The sequence below is a fragment of the Patescibacteria group bacterium genome (assembly GCA_024654625.1).
GTDB lineage: Bacteria > Patescibacteriota > Minisyncoccia.
In genome coordinates, this window is the sequence record JANLHB010000034.1 from 1 (window position 1) to 23946 (window position 23946).

Here is a 23946-nt window from a genome sequence, read left to right on the forward strand (position 1 = left end):
ACCACGCGCTCCGCGCGTGCGATTAGTCGGCATCAGGATTATCAGCAAAATACATTCGAACTTTGTTTAATACACACCGCAACGGCCAATTTTAATACCTATAGAAACGGTATTAAAATTTTGCGTTAGTTTAGTGGAGTAGAGATTCGAAAGGCGGAGGCAGGGAAAAGTTTGTAAAACTTTTCGGTCTGCCGAGCCAGGGTCGTGAGCACATATTTATAAGAAGCGAAGTGACTATGTAAATAGCGACTCCTGACCGAATCTCACCTCTTCCGTTACCACCTAGGGATTTAATTATCCCAAAATTTTCCAAGGTGTCACCTTGGAAAAGTGTTTACTTGAGATTTATTATCCTCTTAGCTTTAATCAATAAAACCGAGATTACCGCAAGCGTTACTATCAAAATCAAAATAAGCCAACTTGAGAAAGAAAGTGTCTTTAAGGCATCAAAGATTGAAGCTCCAAGTCCAAAACCATCCCCCACCACAGAAGAAGCAGACAAAGAGATTATAGGCTGAGAGCTACCTGAAGTGTCTTGATAATTAACACTGGCAATAGCCGTCAATACATCTCCTACTTTAGCATTAGTCCTAACTCTCCCTGTTACCGTTTTTACTATCTCTTCTCCCCCGCCAAGGGTACCAAGATTAGCTGACAATATACCTGAATCATCGCCATTTGAAAGCGGAATATCATAATCTACTATTTCAATATTCTCCGGCATACCTAAAGAAAGTTGAACTATTTTCACAGAAGAGTCATTCTCATTTTTTATAACGATAAGATATTTTAATTTACCTTCAACATTCACCTCGCTTTTATCCACTTCAAATCTAACCAAGAGCGGTCTAAAAGCTTTAACAACCGGAGTCGTAGCCGGAATACTTAACTTTATACCGCCTGTAGTGAAACTATTTACCACTCCATAACTTATACCGGCTGAATTCTGCGCTACCGGCCTATAATAATATGTAGCGTTAGGCAAAAGTCCTTGCGCAATTATCGGAGAGTCTACATAATTATTGCCCATACCCGCGTTTCTAAATGTAGTTTTACTACCTAGCAAACCGGCAGATGCGCCATACTCAAACCACACGTTTGTTGCGCTGTTGTTTGGATTTACAGAAGCATCTAAAATAGCGGAATTTGAAGTAATGGAATATGCCGGCTTTGTAAAGATAGAAGGGAGTCCGCCTGTCCTTATCACATTTACTCCGCCAAGCGAAGTAAAGAAAGACATCTGACTGCCGTAATTTGTGCCGTATAGATTTTTACCGACAATCCTAAAGTCATATAAAGTGTTTGGCAAAAGATCTCTAACTTCAGCCGACACTTTTATAGCGTAATTGCTTTGCCCGGCCGAACGGACAGGAGTCACTCGATATACTTTATCTATTGAAGAATTATATTCAAACCAAACGTCGGTGCTGACGTTGTTTGGATTTACCATAGCGTTTAATATCGCTGAAGTCAGACCGACATTGGTAGCCTCAAGAGTGGAGACATTAGGACCAAGAGAGCTTGTGCCACTGGCAAAAGTTGTAGTAAACGAAAGCGTGGTGCCATAAGCGATACTATTGGAATTTTGCGCCACTACCCTAAAGTAGTAAGTGGTGTTTGGCAAAAGATTTAATATGCTTGAGGAAATATTGTAATTGAAGTTGCCTGAACCGACAGACTGAATAGAAGAAGACAGGGGCATAGAGCTCGGAGAGTTGCCGTATTCAAACCAAGCATTCGTGAACGAACCATTAGGATTAACAGTGGCATTTAGAGTAGCTGTATCTCTAGAGATACCTGAAGCGAAGTTTGTAGTAACAATAGGCGCTGAAATTCCTCCCCCGCCACCTCCTCCGCCATAGAAGCCGGTAGTGAAAGACAGAATATTGCCATAATTAGTGCCGGCTGAATTTCGCGCCACCGCCCTGAAGTAATAAGTGGTGTTTGAAGAAAGACCGTATATATTTACAGAAGTGTTTACACCGAAACTGCCAGAACCGATATTCTGCGAATTGGTAGTTAGACTAAAGAAACCGCTGGAAGTGCCATACTCAAACCAAACAGCAGTTAAGTCGTTGTTAGGACTTACTACGGCATTTAATACGGCTGAATCACTCAAGATATTTGTCGCGCCGTTAGTTGATACTGTCGGCGAACTTATATTTGTACCTCCGCCTCCGCCTCCAGAGAAACTGGTTGTAAAAGATAAAACATTACCATAACTGGTGCCGGCAGAATTCTGCGCCACTGCTCTGAAATAATAAGTAGTATTTGAAGAGAGGCCTGATACCCCCGCAGAAACATTCAGACTTGAAGTCCCCCCGCCAATACTCTGAGATGAACTCATATTAGAAAGCGATCCGGGAGATGCGCCATACTCAAACCAAACATTTGTATTTGAACCATTAGGATTAACAGTGGCATTTAGAGTAGCTGAGCTTGTAGAGATGTTTGTAGCTGTTGTAGTGTTCACAATAGGCGCACTAGCTTGAGGCTGACTGACACTGCCCACTAACGCTCTGAAGACGACATGACCTTGAGTTGCCCAACCCGGAGCGATGCTTCCTATATTTAGCCCTGAGCCCACCACCTCACTGCCGTTCTGCCCCAAAGGGAGTGCTTGCGCGATAAGAGTCTGGTTCGGGTACCATTTTACAGAACCGGGGATGAAGGTAAGAGTCTGTGCTGAAGTTAAGTTAAGAGATACGCTTCCACTCGCCTGACCGCCGGCGCTGTCTGTGATAACGACAGGGATATTAGCGCTAGTGAAAGTGCCGGACGGAAGTGTGGACCTAAGAGTGACATTGTTTGCCGTCTGACTGCCGGTGTTATGGTAATAGATATCAAAGCTCACTATCTCACCCTGGTTAGCAGAGGCCGAAGATGTCCAGCAAGTGGAACAGCCTGGATTTTTCGTATAATTTGATATCCTGAAAGTCGGATTATCTTGCGGATCATTATTAAAAGTAGAAGCAAGCGCGCCATACATAGGAGCGAAAACAACAATCAAAGCCACTACTGCCAAAAGAGCTGATTTTATTTTATTGTTTATAATTTTATTATACATATTTTTATTGATTATATTTATAATTTTTTACTCATTTTTAAGTTTTTAATCCGCCGTGGCGGATTAAAAACTTAAAAATGAGTCCCTTCCTGCACTGTATAGATAATATCCATGCAGTACAGGAAGAGACATTCTACTTAAAACTAAATCAAACTAATTGCCAGGAACTGACGCCGGTCCATTTGGCGGTTCTGGTCCGGGTTCTGTTGGAGGACTTGATCCCGGTCCTCCAGATGAAACACTGCCCGATTGGCGTGCATTATGGTAGCTAATACCACTGATTGCGCCGACAGTGCCACCAAAAAGGCCAGCGACCGCTTTACACGTTGGGTCTGAGTCCTTGTCTATAATGCCATAAGCACTAAGACCAGTACCGACAGCCATGGAACCCCATCCTACAGGATTAGCGATATTCGCCAACCCAAAAGTAAGGAAGAATCCTCCTGTACCTGAAGCGATAGTGCCCTTCCCAATGCAGTTTCTGTCAGTTAAGAACCAGAAAGTTCCTCCTTCTCTTTTACCGGCAATATTTATCGCCACTGCCTGATAAAAGTATCGGGAATTTGCATCCAGGTTAGTAAGCTTGGACTCCACCAGTCCGCCATTTGCATATTGAGGTCTTGTGGCAAACTTATTATTACCGCCATCTCTCCAATATACAAACCAAGCGATTGCTTGATCTTTGGAAGTGACGACGCCTTGAAGGATAGCCTCCGAAGAAGTTACTCCGGCTGGAGGCAATGTCTCCACCTCAAGAGAAACAGCGGGCAACTCTACCCTCAATGCTTCACCGCTTAGCAACGTGACTCCGTTTGCACAACTGCAAATACGAAGCACCTTACCAGTGGTATCAACTACAAGCACAGTCCCAAGAGGAAGAGTCCCTTTCACCCACTTACCGCCCTTTTGTTCAACCTTTAAAAGCTTATCCTGTTTGAGTCTTACGAGAAACTCCTTACCGGAATCATACCCGCGATCCGGATCAACAGGATTTCTTCCTAAATGGATATAATTAGCCTGCCTGCCCGGATCAGACACAGGGTCATCCTTAGGGCAAACAGTATTATCTCCATCATGATGAACAATGGCATTTTTTGCGGCATCCTCTACATCATAAGGCGCATATTTACCATACGCCTCAGGCGGCGGACCGCTATATTGGAATAGCTCTTTTTGACTGGCGCAACCAGCCAACAAAGCTATCACCGCCAACGACAAACATACTGCCAAATTCACGCCTTTCATTTATGCCTCCTGTCATTTTTAAGGCAGAAAATAGCCTGCCAATTAGTTATTCAATCTATTAAAGAACTGCTTCTAGATACTAGACTATACGCTTCTTACTCAAAATCGTCAACATCTTGTTGATAACATTTTAAACCCTCCTTATCATGTTATTTTTTGCTCTATTTTTACTTATCATCTATACTTTAAAAGTATGAGAATACTTGCCATTGAAACGAGTTGTGATGAAACAGCAATAAGCATTATTTATGCGAAAAGAACTCCCTCTTCAGGTCGGGAAAACGGAAAAAGCGCAAGCCATAAACCTTCCATTAAATATAGACGGCCACAAGTCAAAATCCTTTCAAATATCGTTTCATCGCAAATAAAACTTCACGCCAAGTGGGGTGGCGTTGTCCCGAATCTCGCGCGCCGCGAACATGAGAAAAATCTAATCCCAGTCCTAAAAAAAGCGCTAAAAGAGGCAAAAATACTAGACATCTCCTCCAGGGACTCACCTTGGACAGGTTTCCAAGGTGTCACCTTGAGGAAAATACTGGAACGCGAACCAGAACTGTTAAGACGATCACTAAAAGAATTTCCGAAGATAAAAACCCCAAAAGTGGACGCTATCGCCGTAACTTACGGTCCAGGACTTGAACCGGCTTTATGGGCTGGAATAAACTTTGCTAAAGCGCTAGCCTATCTTTGGAATAAACCCCTTATTCCTATAAATCATATGGAGGGACATATCCTCTCTGCTTTGCTCCCGCAAAATAGAGAAAGCACGAAGCACGAAGCACGAAGCACGAAAAAAAGTTTTCAATTTCCAGTTATCTCACTCTTAGTCTCGGGTGGGCACACCGAACTTGTGCTTATAAAAAAATGGCTTGATTATAAAATAATAGGAGAAACACGCGACGACGCTGTCGGCGAAGCCTTTGATAAAGTAGCGCGAATGTTAAACCTCGGATACCCAGGAGGACCAAAAATTTCTCACTTAGCAGAAAACTATAAGCCAACAGCTATAAGCTATAAGCTTAGCCTACCGAGGCCAATGATAAACTCAGGCGATCTTGATTTTTCTTTTTCCGGGCTTAAAACGGCTGTGCTTTATAAAATAAAGGAGTTAAAAGAAGCTAAAGATAGCGGAGCCAAGGATCACAAACTCAACAAAACAACGATATCGTCAATTTGCCATGAATTCCAAGAGGCTGTCGTAGATGTCCTCGTGTCTAAGACAATAAATGCCGCTAAAAAATATAAAGCCAAAACGATAATAATAGGCGGAGGAGTAGCTTCAAATACAAGACTAAGGGAACGGTTAAAAGAATCTTCGGCTGAAAACTCTGTGGATTTAATACTCCCGCCAAAAGAACTCTCCACGGATAATGCCGTCATGATAGCCATGGCGGCTTATCTAAGGATAATTGGAGTAAAAAATCCGGCTATTAAAGATATTTCCAAACTCAAAGCTAACGGAAATCTTAGACTTAGATAAACTACCTGCCTATCCCTTTATAGCTAATACCGGCTTTAATAAAAGCTTCTTTATCTAGGCAATTGCGCCCATCCACAACGATACGCACGCCTTTTTCTACCAGATATTCCGGATCAATCTCTTTGAAAACATTATGAGCCGTAGCAACAACCACCGCCTTTGCGCCGCAAATAGCACTAGAAAGACTCTCCGCAGAAGAAATAAAAGGATCATACGAAGAAACTGAGAGTCCGGCATCTTTAAGATGTTCTATTATTTTTACAGCCGGACTTTCTCTCATATCATCAATCTCCGGTTTATACGAGAGACCCAAGACAGCAATCTTAGTCCCTTCTGCCGGTATTTCATTTTTATTTAAGATATTTACAACTTGATCTGCTGTAAATTTAGGCATATTACTATTTATCCGGCGAGCTAAAGAAAGAAACTTATGATCAAAACCGCTTTTTTTTGCATACTCAATCAGATAATAAGGATCTACCGGAATGCAATGCCCGCCAACACCGCAACCCGGATAATGAGCCATAAAAGCAAACGGCTTTGTAGAAGCCCCTTCAATAACCCTAACTACATCAATATCAAGATGGTCAAATGACATAGCAAGTTCATTAACAAAGGCAATATTTATATCACGAAAAGAATTCTCTACCACTTTGACAGCCTCAGCTTCCCTAAGAGACCCCATACGTTTTATATTGCCGGAAATAATTGATTCATAAAATTCAACCGCCTTAATGAGACCGATATCATCCAAACTTCCGATTACACGATCTATGTTTTCTACACTCCATTTCTTATCACCGGGATTTATTCTCTCCGGGCAATGAACAAGGTAAAAATCATCTCCTCCTTTCAACCCGGAAGACTCTTCAAGTAACGGCAAGACGACCGTCTCTGAAACGCCAGGATTAACAGTTGATTCCAACACAACCAATTGTCCTTTCTTCAAAAAAGGACCGACACTTTTACATGTATTCTCTACGGGAGACAAATCGGGCATATTATCTTTATCAACCGGAGTAGGTACGCAGATTATAATAATATCTGCTTCATTAACTTTTCTAAAATCAGTAGTGGCTTCAATAGAATATTTTTTAAGATCTGCATCAATCTTTTCATCTTTAAATGGAGAAGTATTATTCTTTATGGAATTAATTTTTTTCTCATCAATATCTATGCCCATAACACGATACCCCTTCTTTCTGGATAATAAAGCAAGCGGCAAACCAACATAGCCTAAGCCGATAACTGCTATTGTCTTAGATTCTTTTTGCATATATTTTAATAAATTCTACCAATAAATAACATTAATATCAATAGAAAAATAATTTGAATTAAAGCGTTTTTCTGATATCATTTATTGTATGAACGAAAAACTATTAAGCCCTTACGACCCAAAAGAGACTGAGGGAAAAATTTATAAACTCTGGGAAGAGGGGGGTTTTTTTGCGCCCGAGGCGCATCAGCCAGAAGATGATAATCCGAATTCAAGAAAGTCCTTTACCATAGTATTACCTCCCCCTAACGTAACAGGCGTACTCCACATGGGGCATGCATTAAATTCCACAATCCAAGATATCCTAATAAGAAAAAAAAGGATGGAAGGATATAAAACACTCTGGCTACCGGGGACAGACCACGCCGGTATCGCCACCCAAAATGTAGTTGAGAAAAAATTAAAAAAAGAAGGCATCACCAGGCATGACCTTGGAAAGGAAAAATTTCTTGAGAAAGTCTGGGAGTGGAAAGAAGAATATGGCAACAAAATACTTGGACAACTCAAAGAACTCGGCGCATCATGCGATTGGTCTCGGACTCGCTTCACAATGGATGAAGATTATCAAAAAGCTGTTGAAAAAGCCTTCTTGGAATATTACAACAAAGGGCTTATCTACCAAGGAGAGCGCGTTATAAACTGGTGCAAAAGATGCCAAACATCACTCTCTGACCTTGAACTTGAATATGAGGAAGAAAAAGGTGTCTTATATTATATAAATTACCCGCTAAAAGACGACACGAGTAAATTTATAACTGTCGCCACAACAAGACCGGAGACAATGCTCGGTGACACAGCGGTGGCCGTATCCCCGAAAGACGACCGATATAAAGACCTAATCGGCAAAATGCTGATTTTACCGATTGCAGACAGAGAAATACCGATAATTGCCGATATCGCCATAGACAAAGAATTCGGGACAGGCGCTGTAAAAGTGACCCCTTCTCACAGTATCATTGACTCAGAGATTGGCGACAGGCATAACCTGCCAAAATTAAAGATAATAGATCCGTATGGAAAGATGACTAAAGAGGCTGGGGAAGAATTTGAGGGCCTATCAAGTAAAGACGCGAAGGAAAAAGTGATAGAAAAACTTAAAGCACTTAATCTCTTAGAAAAGTCTCTGGAACATACTCACCGCATATCAAAGTGCTATAGATGCAACTCCGTCATAGAGCCACAGCCGAGCAATCAATGGTTTCTGAAGATGAAAGAGCTTGCCCAAAAGACCAAAGAAACGCTTGAAAGCGAAAAAGTTAAATTTAATGATGAACGATGGAAGAAACTTTCTACTGATTGGCTCGAAAATATCCGCGATTGGTGTATTTCACGCCAAATCTGGTGGGGGCACAAGATCCCGCTTGAAGGCACTGACGATGTGCTTGATACTTGGTTCTCGTCAGCCCTTTGGCCATTTGCCACACTTGGCTGGCCTGATAAAGGCTCTAATGACCTAAAAGACTTCTACCCTACTCAAGTGCTTTCAACCGCAAGAGACATTATAAACTTATGGGTAGTAAGAATGATTTTCTCCGGACTTGAATTTATGGACGAAACACCGCCATTTACAAATATTATCATTCATCCGACCGTCCTCGCAAAAGATGGAAGAAGAATGTCTAAGTCGCTTGGCACAGGAGTGGACCCTATAGACCTTATAAACAAATATGGCGCTGATGCGACGCGCTTCGGTCTTATCTACCAAATGATGGGAAATCAAGATATGAAATTCGACGAATCTCACCTCTTGGCCGGCAAGAAATTCGCAAATAAATTATGGAATATAAGCCGTTTTGTAATCCAAAAAGTTGGTGACGATTTTCACTATGAATTACCGAGAGAGAATGATCCAAAGAGCAAAAATTATGATGCATTAGATGGCGCGGACGGCGACTCTTTACTTAAAAATTTATCAGAAACAATTGAATTGATTAATAAAGATATTGAAGAATATAATTTCGGACAAGCGCTTCACGCTCTATATAATTTTATCTGGCATGATTTTGCCGATAAATACATTGAGATTTCAAAATCAAAAGACACAAAGGATGTTAAGATCATATTATCTTATACGCTCGTGAACATCCTAAAGCTCCTTCATCCTTTTATGCCTTTCATCACAGAAGAGATATGGCAAAACAGCCCCGCAAAAGACACTAAGCCTTTAATAATCCAAAAATGGCCAGCTTAATAACATTTAGCATACTTATGCCTCTTGCGACGGGGATTATCCCTGCTCTTATTTGGCTTTGGTTTTGGCTTAAAGAAGACAGGAAATATCCTGAGCCAAAAAGGCTTATTGTGCTAACATTTATATTCGGAATGATTTTTGTCTTTATGGCGCTAGCCCTGGAATATTTGCTTCATTTGCTTATTAAAGGTCAAAATGCCATAAATATCGACAAGGGAATAATATTCCTGCTTTCTCTTGCCTTCATAGAAGAAATTATGAAATACTTCGCCGCCAGGCCGGCCCTAAAATCAAAAAACTTTGACGAACCGATAGACGCCGTAATGTATCTGATAATAGCGAGTCTTGGTTTTGCCGCTATGGAAAATATATTTTTCCTTATAAGCACATTCAAAGATGGAGGTATGACAATAGGCTTCCTAACCGGAGATATGCGCTTCTTAGGAGCAAACCTTCTTCACAGTATGACTTCGGCAGTTATAGGCATAAGTATTGCAATGTCATATTATCGCAGAAAAACAATCAAAATAACCTATTTAAGTATCGGGGTTATCCTCGCGACTTTATTGCATGCTATTTTCAATTTATATATAATAAAGATGCCAGGACAAAACAGTTTAAATGTATTTTTAGGTCTATGGATTTTTACAATCATAATAATCCTGGCTTTTGAAAAAGTTAAAAGAATAAAACTAAAACAAATAAAATTAGAATAAGAATTCTAACACTTACATACAAAAAAATGTTTAATAAAAATATGAATATGAGAAAAAATAAACAATCATTTTTTGAAAGACTCACCGGAAGCGCCACCATAAAAGAAGACGATGAATTTGTATCTTTTGGAGAAGAGAAAAAAAAATTAGAGAAAGAATCTTTAGAAAATATGAACAATGACGAATGGTTGGAAGAGGAAGAAGAGGCTCAGCTCACAATAGACTTGCTTCAAGACCACGAATATATCATTATTCAATCAATGTTAGCCGGCGTTAAACCAGAAGACTTAGATGTGGAGATAAGCCAAGAGATGATAACTATCCGCGGTAAAAGAAAAAATCCTCACGGAGGACAAAAACAAGAAGATTATTATTGCCAAGAATTATATTGGGGACCATTTTCAAGGTCAGTGCTCCTTCCTCAAGAAGTTGACACGGAAAAATCCGAGGCTTCACTAAAAGAAGGACTTCTTATAATCAAGCTTCCTAAAGTAGATAAAGAAAGAAAACAAAAACTCAAAATAAAGAGCTCATAGATTAAATAAAAAAAACCGTCCGCTCGCCAGTTAGAGAACGGACGGTTTTTAACTGGTACATGGGGGCAGGATCCCTATTCATCACCATATCAGACGTCCGACGTTTGACATAAGATGGGTATATATGAAATAATAATACATATGACACGAGCAAAAGATATTGATGTCTCAGCTGGAGAATACTATCATCTTTACACGCGTGGTGTAGGGAAAAAAAATATTTTTCTCGATAATCGCGACTACGCGCGTTTTCTTTTTTGCCTTCTCTATTTTCAATACAATGAAAGCTTTAATAACATTAGTGGTGCGGTTACCAGATTTTTGAGTAGTGGGTCATTTACATATCAAAAGAGAGGAGATCCGGATGAGGAAAATCGCGAAGTTGAAATCGTTGCATTTGTGTTGATGCCGAATCATATACATATAACTGCACTCGAATTAAAAGACGGAGGTATTGCTCGCCTTATGAAGAGGGCTCTTGGTGGCTATGCAAAATACTTCAATACAAAATATAAAGTGTCAGGACATTTATTCCAAGGTGCATATAATGCGGTCCATATTAAAGATAATACCCAATTATTACATGTATCGGCGTATTTACACCGAAATCCGCGGGAATTACGCACATGGAAAAATAAAGAGGATCAATATAGATGGTCAAGTTTTTCTGATTTTGTCAAAAAAAATAGGTGGGGTAATTTAATCAAACCAGAAATTATCCTCAATCAATTTTTAAAGAAATCTGAGTATCATGATTTTGTTAATGAAAGCACCGCTAAAGAAAAGACAAAAGATCCAACGAAATTCGAAGTATAAATATAATAAATATAAAATGAATATAGGGATATAACACCCCTCCCTTTTCCTTTATCAGACGTCGGACGTCTGATAAATGTTTTAATACATCTAATAAATGTTACTTTCCTTCCGCAGGGCGGGCAAACTAAGCTGTATTCACTATGTGCCTGGGGGCAGGATCGAACTGCCGACCCCTGCTTTTTCAGAGCAGTGCTCTACCACTGAGCTACCCAGGCATTAAATTTCATTTTTACGGAAACAATTTTTTTATCTTTTCTATAAGGTCAGGAGAGATATTGTTTGGATTAACCGCTCCACCTACTGCCTCGCCCGTCTTCTGGATACCTTGCACTCCGGAAACCAACCCCTTATATGTATCTAGTATATCTATAAGTATTGGTTGGACATAATAATAAACCCCTACCATAGAACTGATTATTATAACCCAATATAACAATTTAAAAATCCGCGCCCATCTATTAGCGCTGACAATCTTCCGCAAAAGGCGGTTGTTATCTTCCGCAATCCTTATATTCTCGCGGATTAGATTTTTCAAATCGCTTGTCGGTTCCACTTCAAACAGTATACCAAAATAAAGAAAAATGGCAAAAAAAATAGCCTGTCGTCGCAAAAGAGCAACGACAGGCTGAGGACGAAAGGTTACAGCGGCAACGGCGACAAACGGGCGTCCATGTGCGCATAGGAGAGTTCCATGTGCACGATACCCTTTGTAGTCTTGAGCGCGGTGATGATGTTGCGCTCAAGTGTCTCTAGAAGATGATTGGGCGTGACCACTCCGCCAAGGCACTCGTCCACGGTGGGAGTGATCCAATCCCCTTTTTTAGAAGTCGGGGCGCAGACCCTCCTCCCGTTTATTGACGGCTGGACGATAAAAGCCCCAGCCTTCGTCTTCACAACACATCTGTCTTCCTTGGAGTGACACCCCTCGCAGTCTGCCATAACCTTCTTTGACATAATTTCCCCTTTCTTTCTTATAAATAATTTTTAAAAAACGGCCATCCATTGCCTTTTACTGCCTCCACACAGCGACAACAACCTCCTTTCTTTATATTTTATCCTCTAAATTTATTATACAACTATCTATAAAAAATACAAGACCATGTGGATTACTTAAATCAAAGCTCTTTTATAGGATTACAAGCCTTGCATATCCCCATCTCTTCAAGTTTCTCAAGGTACCGCTCAACAACCAACACAAAACCGGCATGACTCCAAGTCAGAGGGGATGCCGAAATTTGCTCGCCTGTATAAGCGTTAAGCTGTTCCGGCATGACTCCTGAAGGCAGAGCGTATTTAACAGCCCAATCGAGCCAGCTTTTTACATCCTCTAAATCTTTTTCATTTTTTGCCAATTCAATTTGATATTCTGCAACCCATAGAGTAGTGATAAACCACGGATTAGACGGCGCATCATTTCCCACCTGATAATATCTATCCCCTTCATAACGAAAGACGCCGTCCACTTCTGTTTTAGAGAAAAGTCTCCTTTTTAGCGTCTCGTACGAATCTTTCAACATCTTGTCATCCTTATCAAGCACACCAAACCTGAACACCCCATAGAAACTGCTAGCATCTATTGTAGGGTCATAATAAATCTCATTCCCGTCTCTTGTATCCATAAGTTTATAAAAGAAACGTCCTTCTTTGTTATAAAGATGTTCAATGACAGCTTGTTTTATATCCAAAGCCACAAGCTCGTAACGCTTAGCGTCTTCTTCCTTGCCTAAAAGCTTCGCAAAGTTACTTGCGGAAACAAGCGCGCCATAGACAGCCGAAGCCGTGAAAGTGGAAACTCCATATTTTTCCTCCCACAAATCATAACTTTCATGCGGAAGATGAGTATCGCTGTTTCTGTATTCAATCAAAAATTCAGCCGACTTTTTAATCAAAGAATTATATATACTCTCAATAAATTCCAAATCTTTGCTTATCTTATAATGTTCCCAGAGAGAATATAAGACGAGGGCGGTTTCATCTTCTTGTATGGCAAGCTGTCTCTTGCCGTTCCTTATCCACGGATGCCAAGAACTGCCTATTGATTTATCTGACCTGTATTTATGAAAGAAATAACCTTCCGTGCTTATAATATCGTTACAGAAAGAAAAGAACCTTCTGGCAATATCATTGTATCCGGCCTTATCAAGAGAAAGGACGGTAAAAGCGGCGTCTCTCGGCCACATATAGGCGTAGGTATCGCGTCCGTTCTGAAGCATATCCGAATCGCAAGAAGCTATCACTGCGCCGTCATTATCAATATGCGTTCTTATTATAAGGAGAGATTTTTTAAACAAATCACCGGCATCTTTTTTTAATCCAAAAAAATTAAAATTGCTTTTATTGACCCACGCCCTCCAGAAATCCTGTGTAGTCTCTATAAGATGACCGGGAGTCTTTTCAAGAATATAATCATGAAGTTCTTGAGCCTTCTTTAGGGTTGTTGAGGCTGACGTCCATAAAATCACTTCTTTTTCTTCTCCAGCTTCAATTTCAAAACTAAAAGAAACTACCGAGTCAACCGATCCGTGCTCAACCGGATTCTTATCTAAGACACCGTCTTCGGCGTCCTTCCATGTCCCCTCTTTTCCTTCAATAGCAAAAATACCAATACTATAATCATTAAAACTTCTTCCGTCACAAAGTCCTCCGGTTATAAAAACTCGCCGACCTTCATAATGCACTATCACTTTCCTATCCGGGTCATAATACCCCGTATCGCCGTCAGAGTTCCCATACATATCAAACTGCTGATGAAAAAAAATCTTTACTTCTCTTTTTCGTGAAGCTAAATTTTTAACAACCGCTTTTCTTATAAAAATATCTTTCTCATTATAAACAATATCAAGAAAATCTATTTCTATCTCAATACTGTTATTTAAAGCTTTAATATCAGAAGCAAGTGTCTCGTCTTTATACTTAATAGAGATATTCCACGTGCCATCTGAAATCCAGCTAAAGCGACCATCTGCAAATATACCAATCTTATGGACGAGATTTTTGCCCATTTGGTTTTCAAGACCGACACGAGGAGAATAAAAATCGCTTACTTGGCCAAATTTATCCAAGCCTACTAGAATATTTCCATTCCCCAGCACTAATGATTTAGACATTCTTAAATTCTATAAAAATCTTTTAAACGAGTGCTTACTGCCTTTAGTGTGCCTGTCCTTGTTTTATATTTCATAAGCATCCTTGCTAAAATCTTGTCTTCTAAAACATCTTCAATCCACCTTGAAAAATCATTCTTATTTTCATTGACATGATAAGAATACTGTTCGTCAGACATAGTCTTCAAAGCTTCAGCCAAGTCAGGTAAGCTTCTTAAGACAGGACCGCTATTCACCCAAAAACATATCTCCGGCGAAGCGACTGTAAGAGCTTTCTTCTTTTTTATTTTTAACGACGCCTTCTTTACTTTTGTCTTTACTGTCATAGTAATATTATAACAAATTATAATTTATATAATCGACCATTTTTTATTTTTCTCTTTAACTCTTAATTTAAGATCATTAAAAGCATTCATAAATGATATAAAAGCATCATAAGGAGTCTCATATGGATTAAAATACTTATGCACGTCGCCATCTGAGAACCATTTAGTGCACATATAATAGAAGTGATCCGAGGTCTGCATCTTCCGCCAGTCATCGATAATATCCTTATCCATAGTTTTCAAAACATCAGGCTCAATATCGTAAAGCTTATTTAAGGCGTCATATTGCATCGGATTGGAAAGCCAAGCAGACAAATCACGCTCAATATCAGCCCAAGAGATAAAGTGATGCACATCAAGCTCGGCAACATTATTAAATCTGCGCACCATCTCGCTCGGTGTGACGAAACTATTGTCAGGGTGCTTTAAAATCTCACCCGGCATAGCGCGGAGAAAATCAAATATACCGGTATCCTCCCATTGGTGCTCGCCAAAAGTCTCATAATCCATAAAAAGATTTACTACTTCGCCTCCGCCATTTACGGCAGAGACCCAGCTTGCAAATTTAGGGGCATCAAGAGGGTACTCGCTCCAATCCCGAGAAGAAAAACGAAAAGCGATATCATCCGAGAGCTTATAATTCTTCAGAAAAAGTTTTATCCTTTCTGTACCAACCGGCTTATAAACAAAATTCGGACTGCGCCAATCAAGGATGTGGTCCGCCCCCTCCGCTAACACCCCCTCATAACCCATCTTCTCCAGCTCTTGGGCCAACTCATTGTTATAGATAAGTTCCGTGTTTCTAAAGACCCTAGGATCTTGGTAAAATAAGCGTCTTACTTTATCCCTATGCAAAGCTACTTGTTTCCTAAATTCTTCTTTTGAACGAACGAAGGCCAGAGAATGATAGTATGTCTCGCTCAATATCTCTACCCTGCCTGTCATAGCGAGCTTCTGAAATGACTCAAGCACTTCAGGGTAAAATTCCTCCATTTGTTCTAATGCTATGCCTGAGATAGAATAGGTGATCTTAAATTCCGGGTGCTTCTCTAAGAGCTCCAACATAATCTTATTGGTTGGCAAATAACATTTATTGGCTACTTTCTCAAGAATTCGCCTATTGTTTAAGTCGCTTTCTGAATCATCGTTAAAATAATTACTATCTTTACCAATATCAAAAACGCGATATTTCTTAATACGCCTAGGCTGGTGTACTTGAAAATATAAGCAGACGGCTGGCATTATCTTAATACTTAAACTTAAGCAACTCTCTCTTTATAATTATTAAAACTATTTAAAACTTTTTTATAAACATTGATACACTTATCTGCGCTTTTGTGCCAATTTATATTTTTAACCTCAGCGTGCCCATTTTCTGTAAGACACTGGCTGAGCGGTTCGTATTCCAAGACGGCGAGGATCTTATGCGCCATATCATCTATATCCCAAAAATCAGCCTTAAGCGCGTGAGAAAGGACCTCGGAAGAGCCGGATTGCCTAGACACTAAAACGGGAGTCTTGTTCATCAAGGCTTCAAGCGGAGTGATACCAAACGGCTCTGACACAGAAGGGAGGATATAAAGATCGGCTAATTTAAAAATTTGATTCAGCTCGTCGCCTCGCAAGAAACCGGTAAATAAAATTTTGTCTGAGATGCCAAGATAAGCGGCGTCATTTAGAATCTGCGCTTCCATATCACCTGACCCCGAAACTATAAAAAGAACTTTTGGATTATAATCTAAAACTTTCTTTGCCACTCTTATAAAATAATCCGGACCTTTCTGAAGAGTAATTCTCCCTACAAAAAGCACTATCTTCGTGCCGTCTTCCTTAAGTCTCATCAGATTTTCCGGAGGCAAAAGATGATGGTTAAACTCTCCTTCCTCCACTCCGTTATGAACGACATTTATCTTCTCCGGGTTGATGCCATAATGCCTAACAATTATATCTTTAGTGAAGTTGCTTACCGCAATAATAGCGTCAGCTTCTTCCATTCCTCTTCTTTCTATCTCGTAGACTTCTTGATTTACACCTTTGCCGCCTGTCCTGTCAAACTCTGTCGCGTGAACATGAACGATAAGCGGCTTACCGCTAACTTTCTTAGCATGAATGCCAGCCGGAAATGAGAGCCAGTCATGAGCATGGATAACATCAAAATCATTATGCCTTGCAATGTCGGAAGCTTTAACGGCGTAACGGATTACCTCTTCCATAAGATTTCTACCATAAACCGAAGAATGCCCGCTTGAAAGATGCGCGCTGTATTCTGTAGAGGTTATGTATGGATATATTAGAGAATCAATCGCTCTAACCTTTATATTATAATCAATGTCGGCAAAAACAAGCTTCAAGCGACTTTCAGAAACATCAACTCTCTTAGGAAGCACAAAAATTATCTCAAACGCGCGACTAGCCAAGGCCATTGAAAGCCCCTTGCATGCGACTCCCAATCCCCCGCTATTGTGCGGTGGGAACTCCCATCCAAACATAAGAATTTTTGTTGCCATTTAATATATCCTCGTCGGCAAGCGCGAGTTTACTAAATTAATTATAACCTAAAAACAAAAGCAAGCAAAATAAAAAGTGAAAAAACTGCGTCTAATCAAAAATTCCTATTGGTGGACATGTTATTATGATATAATTATTAAATGAATAAAAGCGGCCGTGAAATTTATCCCGCCGCGGTTTTGAGAAAAATCGCAATTCTTCCAGGAGAAAAAATATCCCTTATTCTTGAAGAAAAAGAGATGGTTGACGCCGTAAAAATCGCTTCCCAAGACGACCACTCTATTGTCTTTGCTTTCAAAAAAAACGGGGAAATGAGCCGCATTGCCACTAAAAGCCGTATTATTCAATTTTGGCACCTTTCTCCTTCCATTATCGGTATCGCCATTGAAGGATTGGAAAGAGTTGAACTTTTCCGCCTTTTTGAGGAAAAAGAAATTAAAAAAGCTGAGATTGAACCCATTAAAGTAAAAGTTGAAGAAACAACTGAGTTGGAAGCGCTTTCAAGAAGCGTTTTTGACCAATTAAAAAAACTGATTCAAATTGAAGGAATTATTCCGCTTTTAATCGTTTCCGAAATCCAGAAAGACCACATTCCGGCAGGCCGGATGAGCGACCTTATCGCCTCGGCAATAAGACTGGATTTTCCGGAAAAATTAGAGCTTCTGGAAACCACGGATGTCAAAAAACGGCTTGAAATTCTTAATGAAAAATTAGCAAAAGAATTAAATGTTGCCGAAACGGAACAAAAAATTCAACATGAAGTGGAAAAAAAAATGACCAAAGAACAAAGAGAATTTATTTTAAAGGAACAACTCCAAGCGATTCAGAAAGAACTCGGAATAACCAAAGAAGAAGAGGAATACTCGGAACTTGAAAGAAAAATCAAAAAAGTAAAAATGTCAGAAACCGCGGAGAAGAAAGCCCTTAAAGAATTAAGCCGGCTCAGGGCAATGTCGACTTTAAGCGCTGAAGCGCCATACATTCGCGCATATCTTGACTGGATGGCGGAGCTTCCATGGTCTCAAAAAAGCAAAACCGTTATTGATTTTAAAAAGGCAAAAAAAATTTTAGACGAAGATCATTACGGACTTTTAAAAACAAAAGAAAGAATCCTGGAATACCTGGCAGTCCAAAAACTGACGAAAGGCAAAGGACGAGGAACGATTATGTGCTTTGTCGGTCCTCCTGGGACCGGTAAAACTTCCGTTGGTAAATCAATCGCCCGTGCCCTCGGCCGAAAATTCGTCAGAATTTCCCTTGGTGGTATCCGCGATGAAGCCGAAATCCGCGGACACCGGCGAACTTATGTAGGAGCATTGCCAGGCAGGATTATTCAGGGGATGAAAACCGCCGAAACGAAAAATCCGGTTTTTATGCTCGATGAAATAGACAAAATAGGTGCTGACTTCCGAGGCGACCCGGGAGCCGCCCTTTTAGAAGTTTTAGACCAGGAACAAAACTACGCTTTTTCCGATCATTATCTTGAAACGCCGTTTGACCTTTCGGAAGTTATTTTTATCACCACAGCCAACATACTTGATCCTGTTCCGCCAGCCCTGCGCGACAGGATGGAAATCATTGAATTTCCCGGTTACACTGACGAAGAAAAATTTCATATTGCCAAAAAATTTCTGCTCCCTCGCGCGCTTTCCTCATCCGGATTGGATGAAAAACGACTTTTGATAAATGACGAAGTTATTAAAAAAATCATCGGCAAATACACGCGTGAAGCCGGTGTGAGAAATCTTGAAAGGCAACTTTTAAAAATCGCCAGAAAAGCCGCCAAAAAAATCGCCGAAGGAACCGCCAAGGAAAAAATCTCCGTAAGAGAAACCAATCTTTTTGATTACTTAGGACCCGAAGAATTTAAAATAACAATGAGTGAGGAAAAAGACGAAATCGGCGCGGCAACCGGCCTCGCATGGACTCCAGCTGGCGGAGAAATCATAATTATTGAAACCATTCTTATGCCTGGCAAAGGCAACCTGATTTTAACCGGGCAACTTGGCGAAATAATGCAGGAATCGGCAAAGGCCGCTTTATCTTACATCCGTTCAAAAAGCCACGAACTTAAATTTGAAAAAGATTTTTACCGCAAAAACGACATCCATATTCATGTTCCTTCCGGTGCCATCCCAAAAGACGGGCCGTCTGCCGGCATCGCCATCGCCGCCGCCCTGGCTTCGACGCTGACAAAAAGAAAAGTAAAAAAAGAAATCGCTTTAACCGGCGAAATAACACTTTCGGGGAAGATTTTGGAAATCGGCGGGATAAAAGAAAAAGCGCTTGCCGCCCACAGGGCAGGTGTCAAAACAATGATTCTGCCGAAAGAAAATGAAAAGAATTTAGCCGACATTCCCGATGAAGCGAGACGAGAACTTAAATTCAAATTCGTCAAACATATGGACGAAGTCTTAAAAATTATTCTGAAATAACGACACACCACCAACATAAAAACAGCCGTATGGCTGTTTTTATGTTGGTGGTGTATTCTAAACTTTGCGCGAACTTTTTTTGAACGAAACTGACCGCCTCCGCTTCGCTCCGGCGGAACGCTCGGGCGCGGCGGAATTCCCCCCTTAAACCCCCCTTCCGCCGCGCCCTCGCGGGAAGCCCAAAATTTTTTCGCCGCCAGTCATTACAATACAGGTTTAGGGACAAGCCGCCTTCTGAAAAAACAAAACAGAAAAAGTGCGATATTGGCAGATGTTATCGCGGCAAGATAAGTCACAGTTAATAAATTGTATTCTTTTAATGCCAATATCGCAAAAATATTTGATACTGAAAATAAAATCCAAGAAACCAAAGTTTCGCTCCACGGCTCTTGATATGATTTTCTGAAACTTGGAACATAACCGATTACATCAATCGCCGAAACCATTATTACAGAAATAAGTGGTTTATCTAATTGCCACCAAACTACAATCGCGGATAGAGCGGCAATCAAAATAGCCGTGTCGCTTTTGGTAATATTTTTTGTTCCGTATTTTAACGAAAAAAGAAAAACTGCAATAACAAAAAGTGTGCCAACTGTTAAATTTAACGCACCCCAGCCACCTCCTCCATACCAAATTCCAAAAACTGCCGTCCCTTGAGTAATTGCCCAAATAAGCCAAGTATAAGCATGGGGTTTTGTTTTTAACGAGAAAGTATCTTTTAGATATGGGAAGAAAGCTACAATTCCGATGAGCGTGGCGATTATTGTAAGAATAATTTTTATATCCATAACTATTTCAAAACTTCATAATGAAGCTGTATCTCATTATCACTTATTTGCTTTTGCCCGACTAATTTTAGGTTCCGCTCAAAATTTTTATCTCTGAAAAGTGGGATACCTTGACTTAAAATTATCGGCTCAATATCGATAAAAATTTCATCAACCAAATTTTCTTCAACAAAAGAAGCGTTAAGCATGCTACCACCTGCGACAACAACTCGCTCAAAATCGCTCAAAAGTTTTAACGCTTCTTTTGGCGAATGAGCGACTAAATGATTTTGTACTAAAGTTTGGAAATCCTCTTGAGCGACGACGACAAGTTTTACATCTTTGAATTCCGCAAATTCTGGCTGTTTCGTAAGTATGCCATAAGTACGATGACCAACAACAAGATTACCGGCGGTTCGCACAGCCAAACTATAATTGTCCCACTCCTCTTTTGAAATCCATCTTGTGTCGTCGTCGCTCTTAGCGATCATGCCGTTCAAACTTATCGCCATGTATAAAATGATTTTTTGTTTCATAATTATTTCAATAACTCATCAACCGAAACACCAAGCGCATTTGCCAATTTTTCTAAAACAATCAAGGTGATGTTTTTCTTGCCGCTTTCAATCGCACTCATATAACTTCTATCCATATCAATCGCTTGGCAAATGTCGCCTTGCGACATACGCTTTTTTAGGATTAAAGGGGTCAGGTACCTTTTTGGTCCACTTCTTGCCGAACCGACGACGATTGTCGGTTTTGCGCTGCCCATTACACTATCCCCACAATATCATCTATTGCGATATGTTTCTAGGAGGTTACGTAAGTGAGACTTATGTAGTGAATTTTCTCAATAATACCAAAGATTCATATTAAATGTTTTTTTGTAAAAGCATAACCTGAGCTTGACTTAAGATATTTTTCAAATTCATACGCTCGAACTTTTTCCGTAAATGCTGAATACCAAACTATTTTATATGGTCGTTTCGTGCTTGAGTAGCGAGCACTGCCATTGTTATGTTCACCTAGACGACGTTTTAAATCTTCGGTAACACCAATATATCGACTGGCATCTTTCTCGCTTTGTAAAATATAAACATAATACATAATCCCACTTCACCAAGGTTCCGCGGGACACCACTTCGCCTTGTTTGCTATTTACATTTTATCTGAACTTCAACATTTGTGCTAGCACCGCGTAGCTCTCGAGTATACGAGAGAGCGAAGTGGTGGACCTATGGAGAATCGAACTCCAACCTCATCCATGCCATGGATGTATTCTACCACTGAACTATAGGCCCGGTCTTTCATATCCCCTCGAAAGGAATCGAACCTCCATCTCTCCCTTAGGACGGGATTGCTCTATCCATTGAGCTACGAGGGGATGTATTCAATGCCCCGACTTAAGCCGGGGCATTGAAACTAATACTCTATTTCTATTATTTTATTCCCAATTTATCAGAAAGGAGAGCTTGGTCAAATCCGATAACATACTCTGGATCTTTCCCCTCTTCGGAGATCTCTATCACCGGCACGCTCATCTGATTAGTCTTCTTCACCACCTCATCACGAGCGGCTGAATCAACGGACAAATCTACATCTGTATACTCTACCCCTTTATCATCAAAAAAATCTTTAGTCATCTTGCAATACATACAAGTTGGCGTTGAATAAATTTTTACTTTTTTCATGATTATCGCGCTAAAAGCGTGTTAAATTAATAATATCCTTATTATACCCAAATACCTCTTAAATTCAACCACGTCGCTCGCGCCTGCCTACCGGCAGGCAGGAGCGACGTGGTCAACCTCTTTATATTGGCGCTAAAAATCAAAATGAGTTAAAATAAAATCATAAGTTTTGAATAATAATTTTCCATTTTGATTTTTAAATTTTAATCTTTTATTATGTGCCTTGCCACGCCAAGTAAAGTTATAAAGATAGATGGAGAGTGGGTAGAAGTAGAGTCCATGGACCACACCCACCGAGCCAATATCAGCCTCCTTAGAAACAAAGGGGTTAATTTGGGCGACTATCTTCTAATCCACGGTGACCTGGCTATCCAGAAGCTACCTGAAGATGAAGCGCTGAAAATCCTTGAGATGATAAAGACAATGCCTTCTCACGAGCATGAAGATTCTCACACACACGAACATGAACATATTTGCAACTGCGAATAACTAATTAAAATGTGCTTAACTATCCCCGGTAAAATCATAAAAATAGATGGAAATATTGCTTCTGTAAAACGCTATGATGGAATAAAAGAAGTTAATATCTCTACTACCCCCGGCGTGAAGAAGGGAGACTGGCTTCTTGCTACCGTAGGACTAGCAGTAAAAAAGATAAATGAAAAAGATGCAAAAGAGATTATAGACCTCTTGGAATCTCACAGACTGATAAGAGAAGACAAATTATCTAAAAAATTCAAAGAAATCATTCTTAACTCAAAAAAGGGGGAACTTAAAAAAGACGAGATAGAATATTTACTCTCGCTTGATAACAAAGACGAAATAGAATCATTATTCAGCGAAGCGGATGTCGTAAGAAAGACAAGCCTAAAAGATTTCATCTGTCTTCATGGGATAATAGAATTCTCAAATTACTGCGGGAATAATTGCTTGTATTGCGGAGTAAGAGCTGAGAATAGAAATTTAACAAGGTTCCGCATGAGTCCTGAAGAGGTGGTAGCGACAGCCGATGAAGCCGTAAACAAGAAGGGATATAAAATGCTAGTGCTTCAGTCAGGAATGGACTTGGGCTACAGAGACGAGGAGATTGAGAGAATAGTAAAAGGAATTAAAGAAAGATGCCGAGTCTTCGTCTTTCTTTCAGTGGGAGAGAGATCTCCCGAAGCATATGAAAAATTCAAGAAGGCTGGCGCCGACGGAGTGCTTTTCCGCTTTGAGACAACTAATCCTAGCTTATATGAAAAGTATCATCCGGGCGGTGTGAATAAAGGAAATAAAGAAAATAGATTTGAGTTACTGAAAAAGATGAAAGAGATGGGTTACTACATAGCCTCCGGTCCTCTCATAGGACTGCCGGGGCAGACTATAAGTGATTTAGCTAATGACATAATCTTTATGAAAGATTTTAAAGTAAACATGGTATCAATGGGGCCATTTATACCATCAAAAGAAACTCCGCTTAAAGATGAGGAAAAAGGAGATATGGAAATGGCTTTAAAAATGATAGCTGTCTCTCGCCTTGTTATGCCTCGCTCAAGAATAGTGGTGGCAAGTTCTCTTGAAACATTAGACAAAGAAGGAAGGAAAAAGGGTCTTCAATCTGGAGGCAATTCAATAATGTTTAATCTGACACCGGCTAAATATAGAGAGGATTATAAAATATATCCAGGCAAGAAGAGCCTCCCCGAGGAATCTTGGGAGAAATATGCTCTATTCTCCGGAGAAGAAGACAGCTACCAGATGATTGAAGACGAGATAAGAAGTGGATTATCCGCTAGATAA

General features: G+C 40.2%; 22 protein-coding genes and 3 tRNA genes. 8 read left to right on the top strand and 17 right to left on the bottom strand.

The features are described from left to right. Positions 1-334 precede the first annotated feature (334 nt). Together NUV40_03415 and NUV40_03420 are read right to left on the bottom strand one after the other, a co-directional pair. A complete protein-coding gene (locus tag NUV40_03415; GenBank protein MCR4342920.1) occupies positions 335-3067 on the bottom strand; it encodes a DUF11 domain-containing protein in 2733 nt (910 codons plus the stop codon). A gap of 153 nt (positions 3068-3220) precedes the next feature. Beyond that, entirely contained in the window at positions 3221-4312 is a 1092-nt protein-coding gene (locus tag NUV40_03420) for a hypothetical protein (GenBank protein ID MCR4342921.1), read from the bottom strand. Between the two features lie 193 nt (positions 4313-4505). Here NUV40_03420 and tsaD point away from each other — a divergent pair, with 193 nt between their 5' ends. After that, on the top strand, positions 4506-5792 hold the full coding sequence (gene tsaD, locus NUV40_03425) for a tRNA (adenosine(37)-N6)-threonylcarbamoyltransferase complex transferase subunit TsaD (protein ID MCR4342922.1): 1287 nt from the start codon (positions 4506-4508) through the stop codon (positions 5790-5792). A 1-nt stretch (position 5793) separates the two neighbouring features. Here tsaD and NUV40_03430 read toward each other — a convergent pair whose 3' ends face one another. Continuing rightward, positions 5794-7068 (bottom strand): nucleotide sugar dehydrogenase, encoded by a 1275-nt coding sequence (locus NUV40_03430; GenBank protein ID MCR4342923.1) that lies wholly within the window; start codon positions 7066-7068, stop codon positions 5794-5796. An 88-nt stretch (positions 7069-7156) separates the two neighbouring features. Here NUV40_03430 and NUV40_03435 point away from each other — a divergent pair, with 88 nt between their 5' ends. The 4 genes from NUV40_03435 to NUV40_03450 all read left to right on the top strand — a co-directional run bounded on the left by NUV40_03435 (position 7157) and on the right by NUV40_03450 (position 11327). Then, the gene (locus NUV40_03435) at positions 7157-9259 is read left to right on the top strand and encodes a valine--tRNA ligase (protein ID MCR4342924.1); all 2103 of its coding nucleotides are present in this window, start codon (positions 7157-7159) and stop codon (positions 9257-9259) included. Next, positions 9247-9975 carry a PrsW family intramembrane metalloprotease gene (locus NUV40_03440; GenBank protein ID MCR4342925.1) on the top strand — a complete coding sequence of 243 codons (729 nt, stop codon included), beginning with the start codon at positions 9247-9249 and terminating at the stop codon, positions 9973-9975. The genes NUV40_03435 and NUV40_03440 overlap by 13 nt, the downstream gene beginning before the upstream one ends. A gap of 47 nt (positions 9976-10022) precedes the next feature. Continuing rightward, the gene (locus NUV40_03445; GenBank protein ID MCR4342926.1) at positions 10023-10511 is read left to right on the top strand and encodes an Hsp20/alpha crystallin family protein; all 489 of its coding nucleotides are present in this window, start codon (positions 10023-10025) and stop codon (positions 10509-10511) included. A gap of 141 nt (positions 10512-10652) precedes the next feature. After that, complete coding sequence (locus NUV40_03450; GenBank protein MCR4342927.1) at positions 10653-11327, top strand: transposase; 675 nt, start codon at positions 10653-10655, stop codon at positions 11325-11327. Between the two features lie 146 nt (positions 11328-11473). On the opposite strand, the gene NUV40_03455 is transcribed toward NUV40_03450, so the two are convergent. The 7 genes from NUV40_03455 to NUV40_03485 form a co-directional block, all read right to left on the bottom strand. After that, positions 11474-11545: transfer RNA gene (locus tag NUV40_03455), tRNA-Phe, on the bottom strand. A 14-nt stretch (positions 11546-11559) separates the two neighbouring features. Further along, entirely contained in the window at positions 11560-11865 is a 306-nt protein-coding gene (locus NUV40_03460) for a hypothetical protein (GenBank protein ID MCR4342928.1), read from the bottom strand. Between the two features lie 104 nt (positions 11866-11969). Next, complete coding sequence (locus tag NUV40_03465) at positions 11970-12284, bottom strand: hypothetical protein (GenBank protein MCR4342929.1); 315 nt, start codon at positions 12282-12284, stop codon at positions 11970-11972. A gap of 161 nt (positions 12285-12445) precedes the next feature. Beyond that, on the bottom strand, positions 12446-14437 hold the full coding sequence (locus NUV40_03470; GenBank protein MCR4342930.1) for a glycoside hydrolase family 15 protein: 1992 nt from the start codon (positions 14435-14437) through the stop codon (positions 12446-12448). Positions 14438-14439: 2 nt separating this feature from the next. Then, positions 14440-14760 carry a hypothetical protein gene (locus NUV40_03475; GenBank protein ID MCR4342931.1) on the bottom strand — a complete coding sequence of 107 codons (321 nt, stop codon included), beginning with the start codon at positions 14758-14760 and terminating at the stop codon, positions 14440-14442. Positions 14761-14784: 24 nt separating this feature from the next. Beyond that, positions 14785-16002, bottom strand: a complete 1218-nt coding sequence (locus NUV40_03480) for a glycoside hydrolase family 57 protein (protein MCR4342932.1) — start codon at positions 16000-16002, stop codon at positions 14785-14787. A 17-nt stretch (positions 16003-16019) separates the two neighbouring features. Continuing rightward, positions 16020-17267, bottom strand: coding sequence for a glycosyltransferase family 4 protein (locus tag NUV40_03485; protein MCR4342933.1), 1248 nt, complete (start codon positions 17265-17267; stop codon positions 16020-16022). Between the two features lie 141 nt (positions 17268-17408). Here NUV40_03485 and lon point away from each other — a divergent pair, with 141 nt between their 5' ends. Then, positions 17409-19703, top strand: a complete 2295-nt coding sequence (lon, locus tag NUV40_03490; protein MCR4342934.1) for an endopeptidase La — start codon at positions 17409-17411, stop codon at positions 19701-19703. Positions 19704-19906: 203 nt separating this feature from the next. Here lon and NUV40_03495 read toward each other — a convergent pair whose 3' ends face one another. The 7 genes from NUV40_03495 to NUV40_03525 all read right to left on the bottom strand — a co-directional run bounded on the left by NUV40_03495 (position 19907) and on the right by NUV40_03525 (position 22164). Then, complete coding sequence (locus NUV40_03495; protein MCR4342935.1) at positions 19907-20494, bottom strand: hypothetical protein; 588 nt, start codon at positions 20492-20494, stop codon at positions 19907-19909. 2 nt (positions 20495-20496) lie between these two features. Continuing rightward, a complete protein-coding gene (locus NUV40_03500; GenBank protein ID MCR4342936.1) occupies positions 20497-21009 on the bottom strand; it encodes a dihydrofolate reductase family protein in 513 nt (170 codons plus the stop codon). A 2-nt stretch (positions 21010-21011) separates the two neighbouring features. Continuing rightward, a complete protein-coding gene (locus tag NUV40_03505) occupies positions 21012-21245 on the bottom strand; it encodes a helix-turn-helix domain-containing protein (GenBank protein MCR4342937.1) in 234 nt (77 codons plus the stop codon). Between the two features lie 95 nt (positions 21246-21340). Then, complete coding sequence (locus NUV40_03510; protein ID MCR4342938.1) at positions 21341-21580, bottom strand: GIY-YIG nuclease family protein; 240 nt, start codon at positions 21578-21580, stop codon at positions 21341-21343. Positions 21581-21700: 120 nt separating this feature from the next. Next, positions 21701-21774: transfer RNA gene (locus NUV40_03515), tRNA-Ala, on the bottom strand. Between the two features lie 11 nt (positions 21775-21785). After that, a tRNA-Arg gene (locus tag NUV40_03520) sits at positions 21786-21857 on the bottom strand. 55 nt (positions 21858-21912) lie between these two features. Then, a complete protein-coding gene (locus NUV40_03525) occupies positions 21913-22164 on the bottom strand; it encodes a glutaredoxin family protein (protein ID MCR4342939.1) in 252 nt (83 codons plus the stop codon). A gap of 216 nt (positions 22165-22380) precedes the next feature. Between NUV40_03525 and NUV40_03530 the strand changes: the two genes are divergently transcribed. Beyond that, entirely contained in the window at positions 22381-22653 is a 273-nt protein-coding gene (locus NUV40_03530) for a HypC/HybG/HupF family hydrogenase formation chaperone (GenBank protein MCR4342940.1), read from the top strand. Between the two features lie 9 nt (positions 22654-22662). Next, positions 22663-23946 (top strand): [FeFe] hydrogenase H-cluster radical SAM maturase HydE, encoded by a 1284-nt coding sequence (gene hydE / locus NUV40_03535; GenBank protein ID MCR4342941.1) that lies wholly within the window; start codon positions 22663-22665, stop codon positions 23944-23946.

Coding starts and splice junctions, on each gene's coding strand:
- NUV40_03415 (MCR4342920.1), bottom strand. CDS start 3,067: ATGTATAATAAAATTATAAACAATAAAATAAAATCAGCTCTTTTGGCA.
- NUV40_03420 (MCR4342921.1), bottom strand. CDS start 4,312: ATGAAAGGCGTGAATTTGGCAGTATGTTTGTCGTTGGCGGTGATAGCT.
- tsaD (MCR4342922.1), top strand. CDS start 4,506: ATGAGAATACTTGCCATTGAAACGAGTTGTGATGAAACAGCAATAAGC.
- NUV40_03430 (MCR4342923.1), bottom strand. CDS start 7,068: ATGCAAAAAGAATCTAAGACAATAGCAGTTATCGGCTTAGGCTATGTT.
- NUV40_03435 (MCR4342924.1), top strand. CDS start 7,157: ATGAACGAAAAACTATTAAGCCCTTACGACCCAAAAGAGACTGAGGGA.
- NUV40_03440 (MCR4342925.1), top strand. CDS start 9,247: ATGGCCAGCTTAATAACATTTAGCATACTTATGCCTCTTGCGACGGGG.
- NUV40_03445 (MCR4342926.1), top strand. CDS start 10,023: ATGAGAAAAAATAAACAATCATTTTTTGAAAGACTCACCGGAAGCGCC.
- NUV40_03450 (MCR4342927.1), top strand. CDS start 10,653: ATGACACGAGCAAAAGATATTGATGTCTCAGCTGGAGAATACTATCAT.
- NUV40_03465 (MCR4342929.1), bottom strand. CDS start 12,284: ATGTCAAAGAAGGTTATGGCAGACTGCGAGGGGTGTCACTCCAAGGAA.
- NUV40_03470 (MCR4342930.1), bottom strand. CDS start 14,437: ATGTCTAAATCATTAGTGCTGGGGAATGGAAATATTCTAGTAGGCTTG.
- NUV40_03475 (MCR4342931.1), bottom strand. CDS start 14,760: ATGACAGTAAAGACAAAAGTAAAGAAGGCGTCGTTAAAAATAAAAAAG.
- NUV40_03480 (MCR4342932.1), bottom strand. CDS start 16,002: ATGCCAGCCGTCTGCTTATATTTTCAAGTACACCAGCCTAGGCGTATT.
- NUV40_03485 (MCR4342933.1), bottom strand. CDS start 17,267: ATGGCAACAAAAATTCTTATGTTTGGATGGGAGTTCCCACCGCACAAT.
- lon (MCR4342934.1), top strand. CDS start 17,409: ATGAATAAAAGCGGCCGTGAAATTTATCCCGCCGCGGTTTTGAGAAAA.
- NUV40_03495 (MCR4342935.1), bottom strand. CDS start 20,494: ATGGATATAAAAATTATTCTTACAATAATCGCCACGCTCATCGGAATT.
- NUV40_03500 (MCR4342936.1), bottom strand. CDS start 21,009: ATGAAACAAAAAATCATTTTATACATGGCGATAAGTTTGAACGGCATG.
- NUV40_03505 (MCR4342937.1), bottom strand. CDS start 21,245: ATGGGCAGCGCAAAACCGACAATCGTCGTCGGTTCGGCAAGAAGTGGA.
- NUV40_03510 (MCR4342938.1), bottom strand. CDS start 21,580: ATGTATTATGTTTATATTTTACAAAGCGAGAAAGATGCCAGTCGATAT.
- NUV40_03525 (MCR4342939.1), bottom strand. CDS start 22,164: ATGAAAAAAGTAAAAATTTATTCAACGCCAACTTGTATGTATTGCAAG.
- NUV40_03530 (MCR4342940.1), top strand. CDS start 22,381: ATGTGCCTTGCCACGCCAAGTAAAGTTATAAAGATAGATGGAGAGTGG.
- hydE (MCR4342941.1), top strand. CDS start 22,663: ATGTGCTTAACTATCCCCGGTAAAATCATAAAAATAGATGGAAATATT.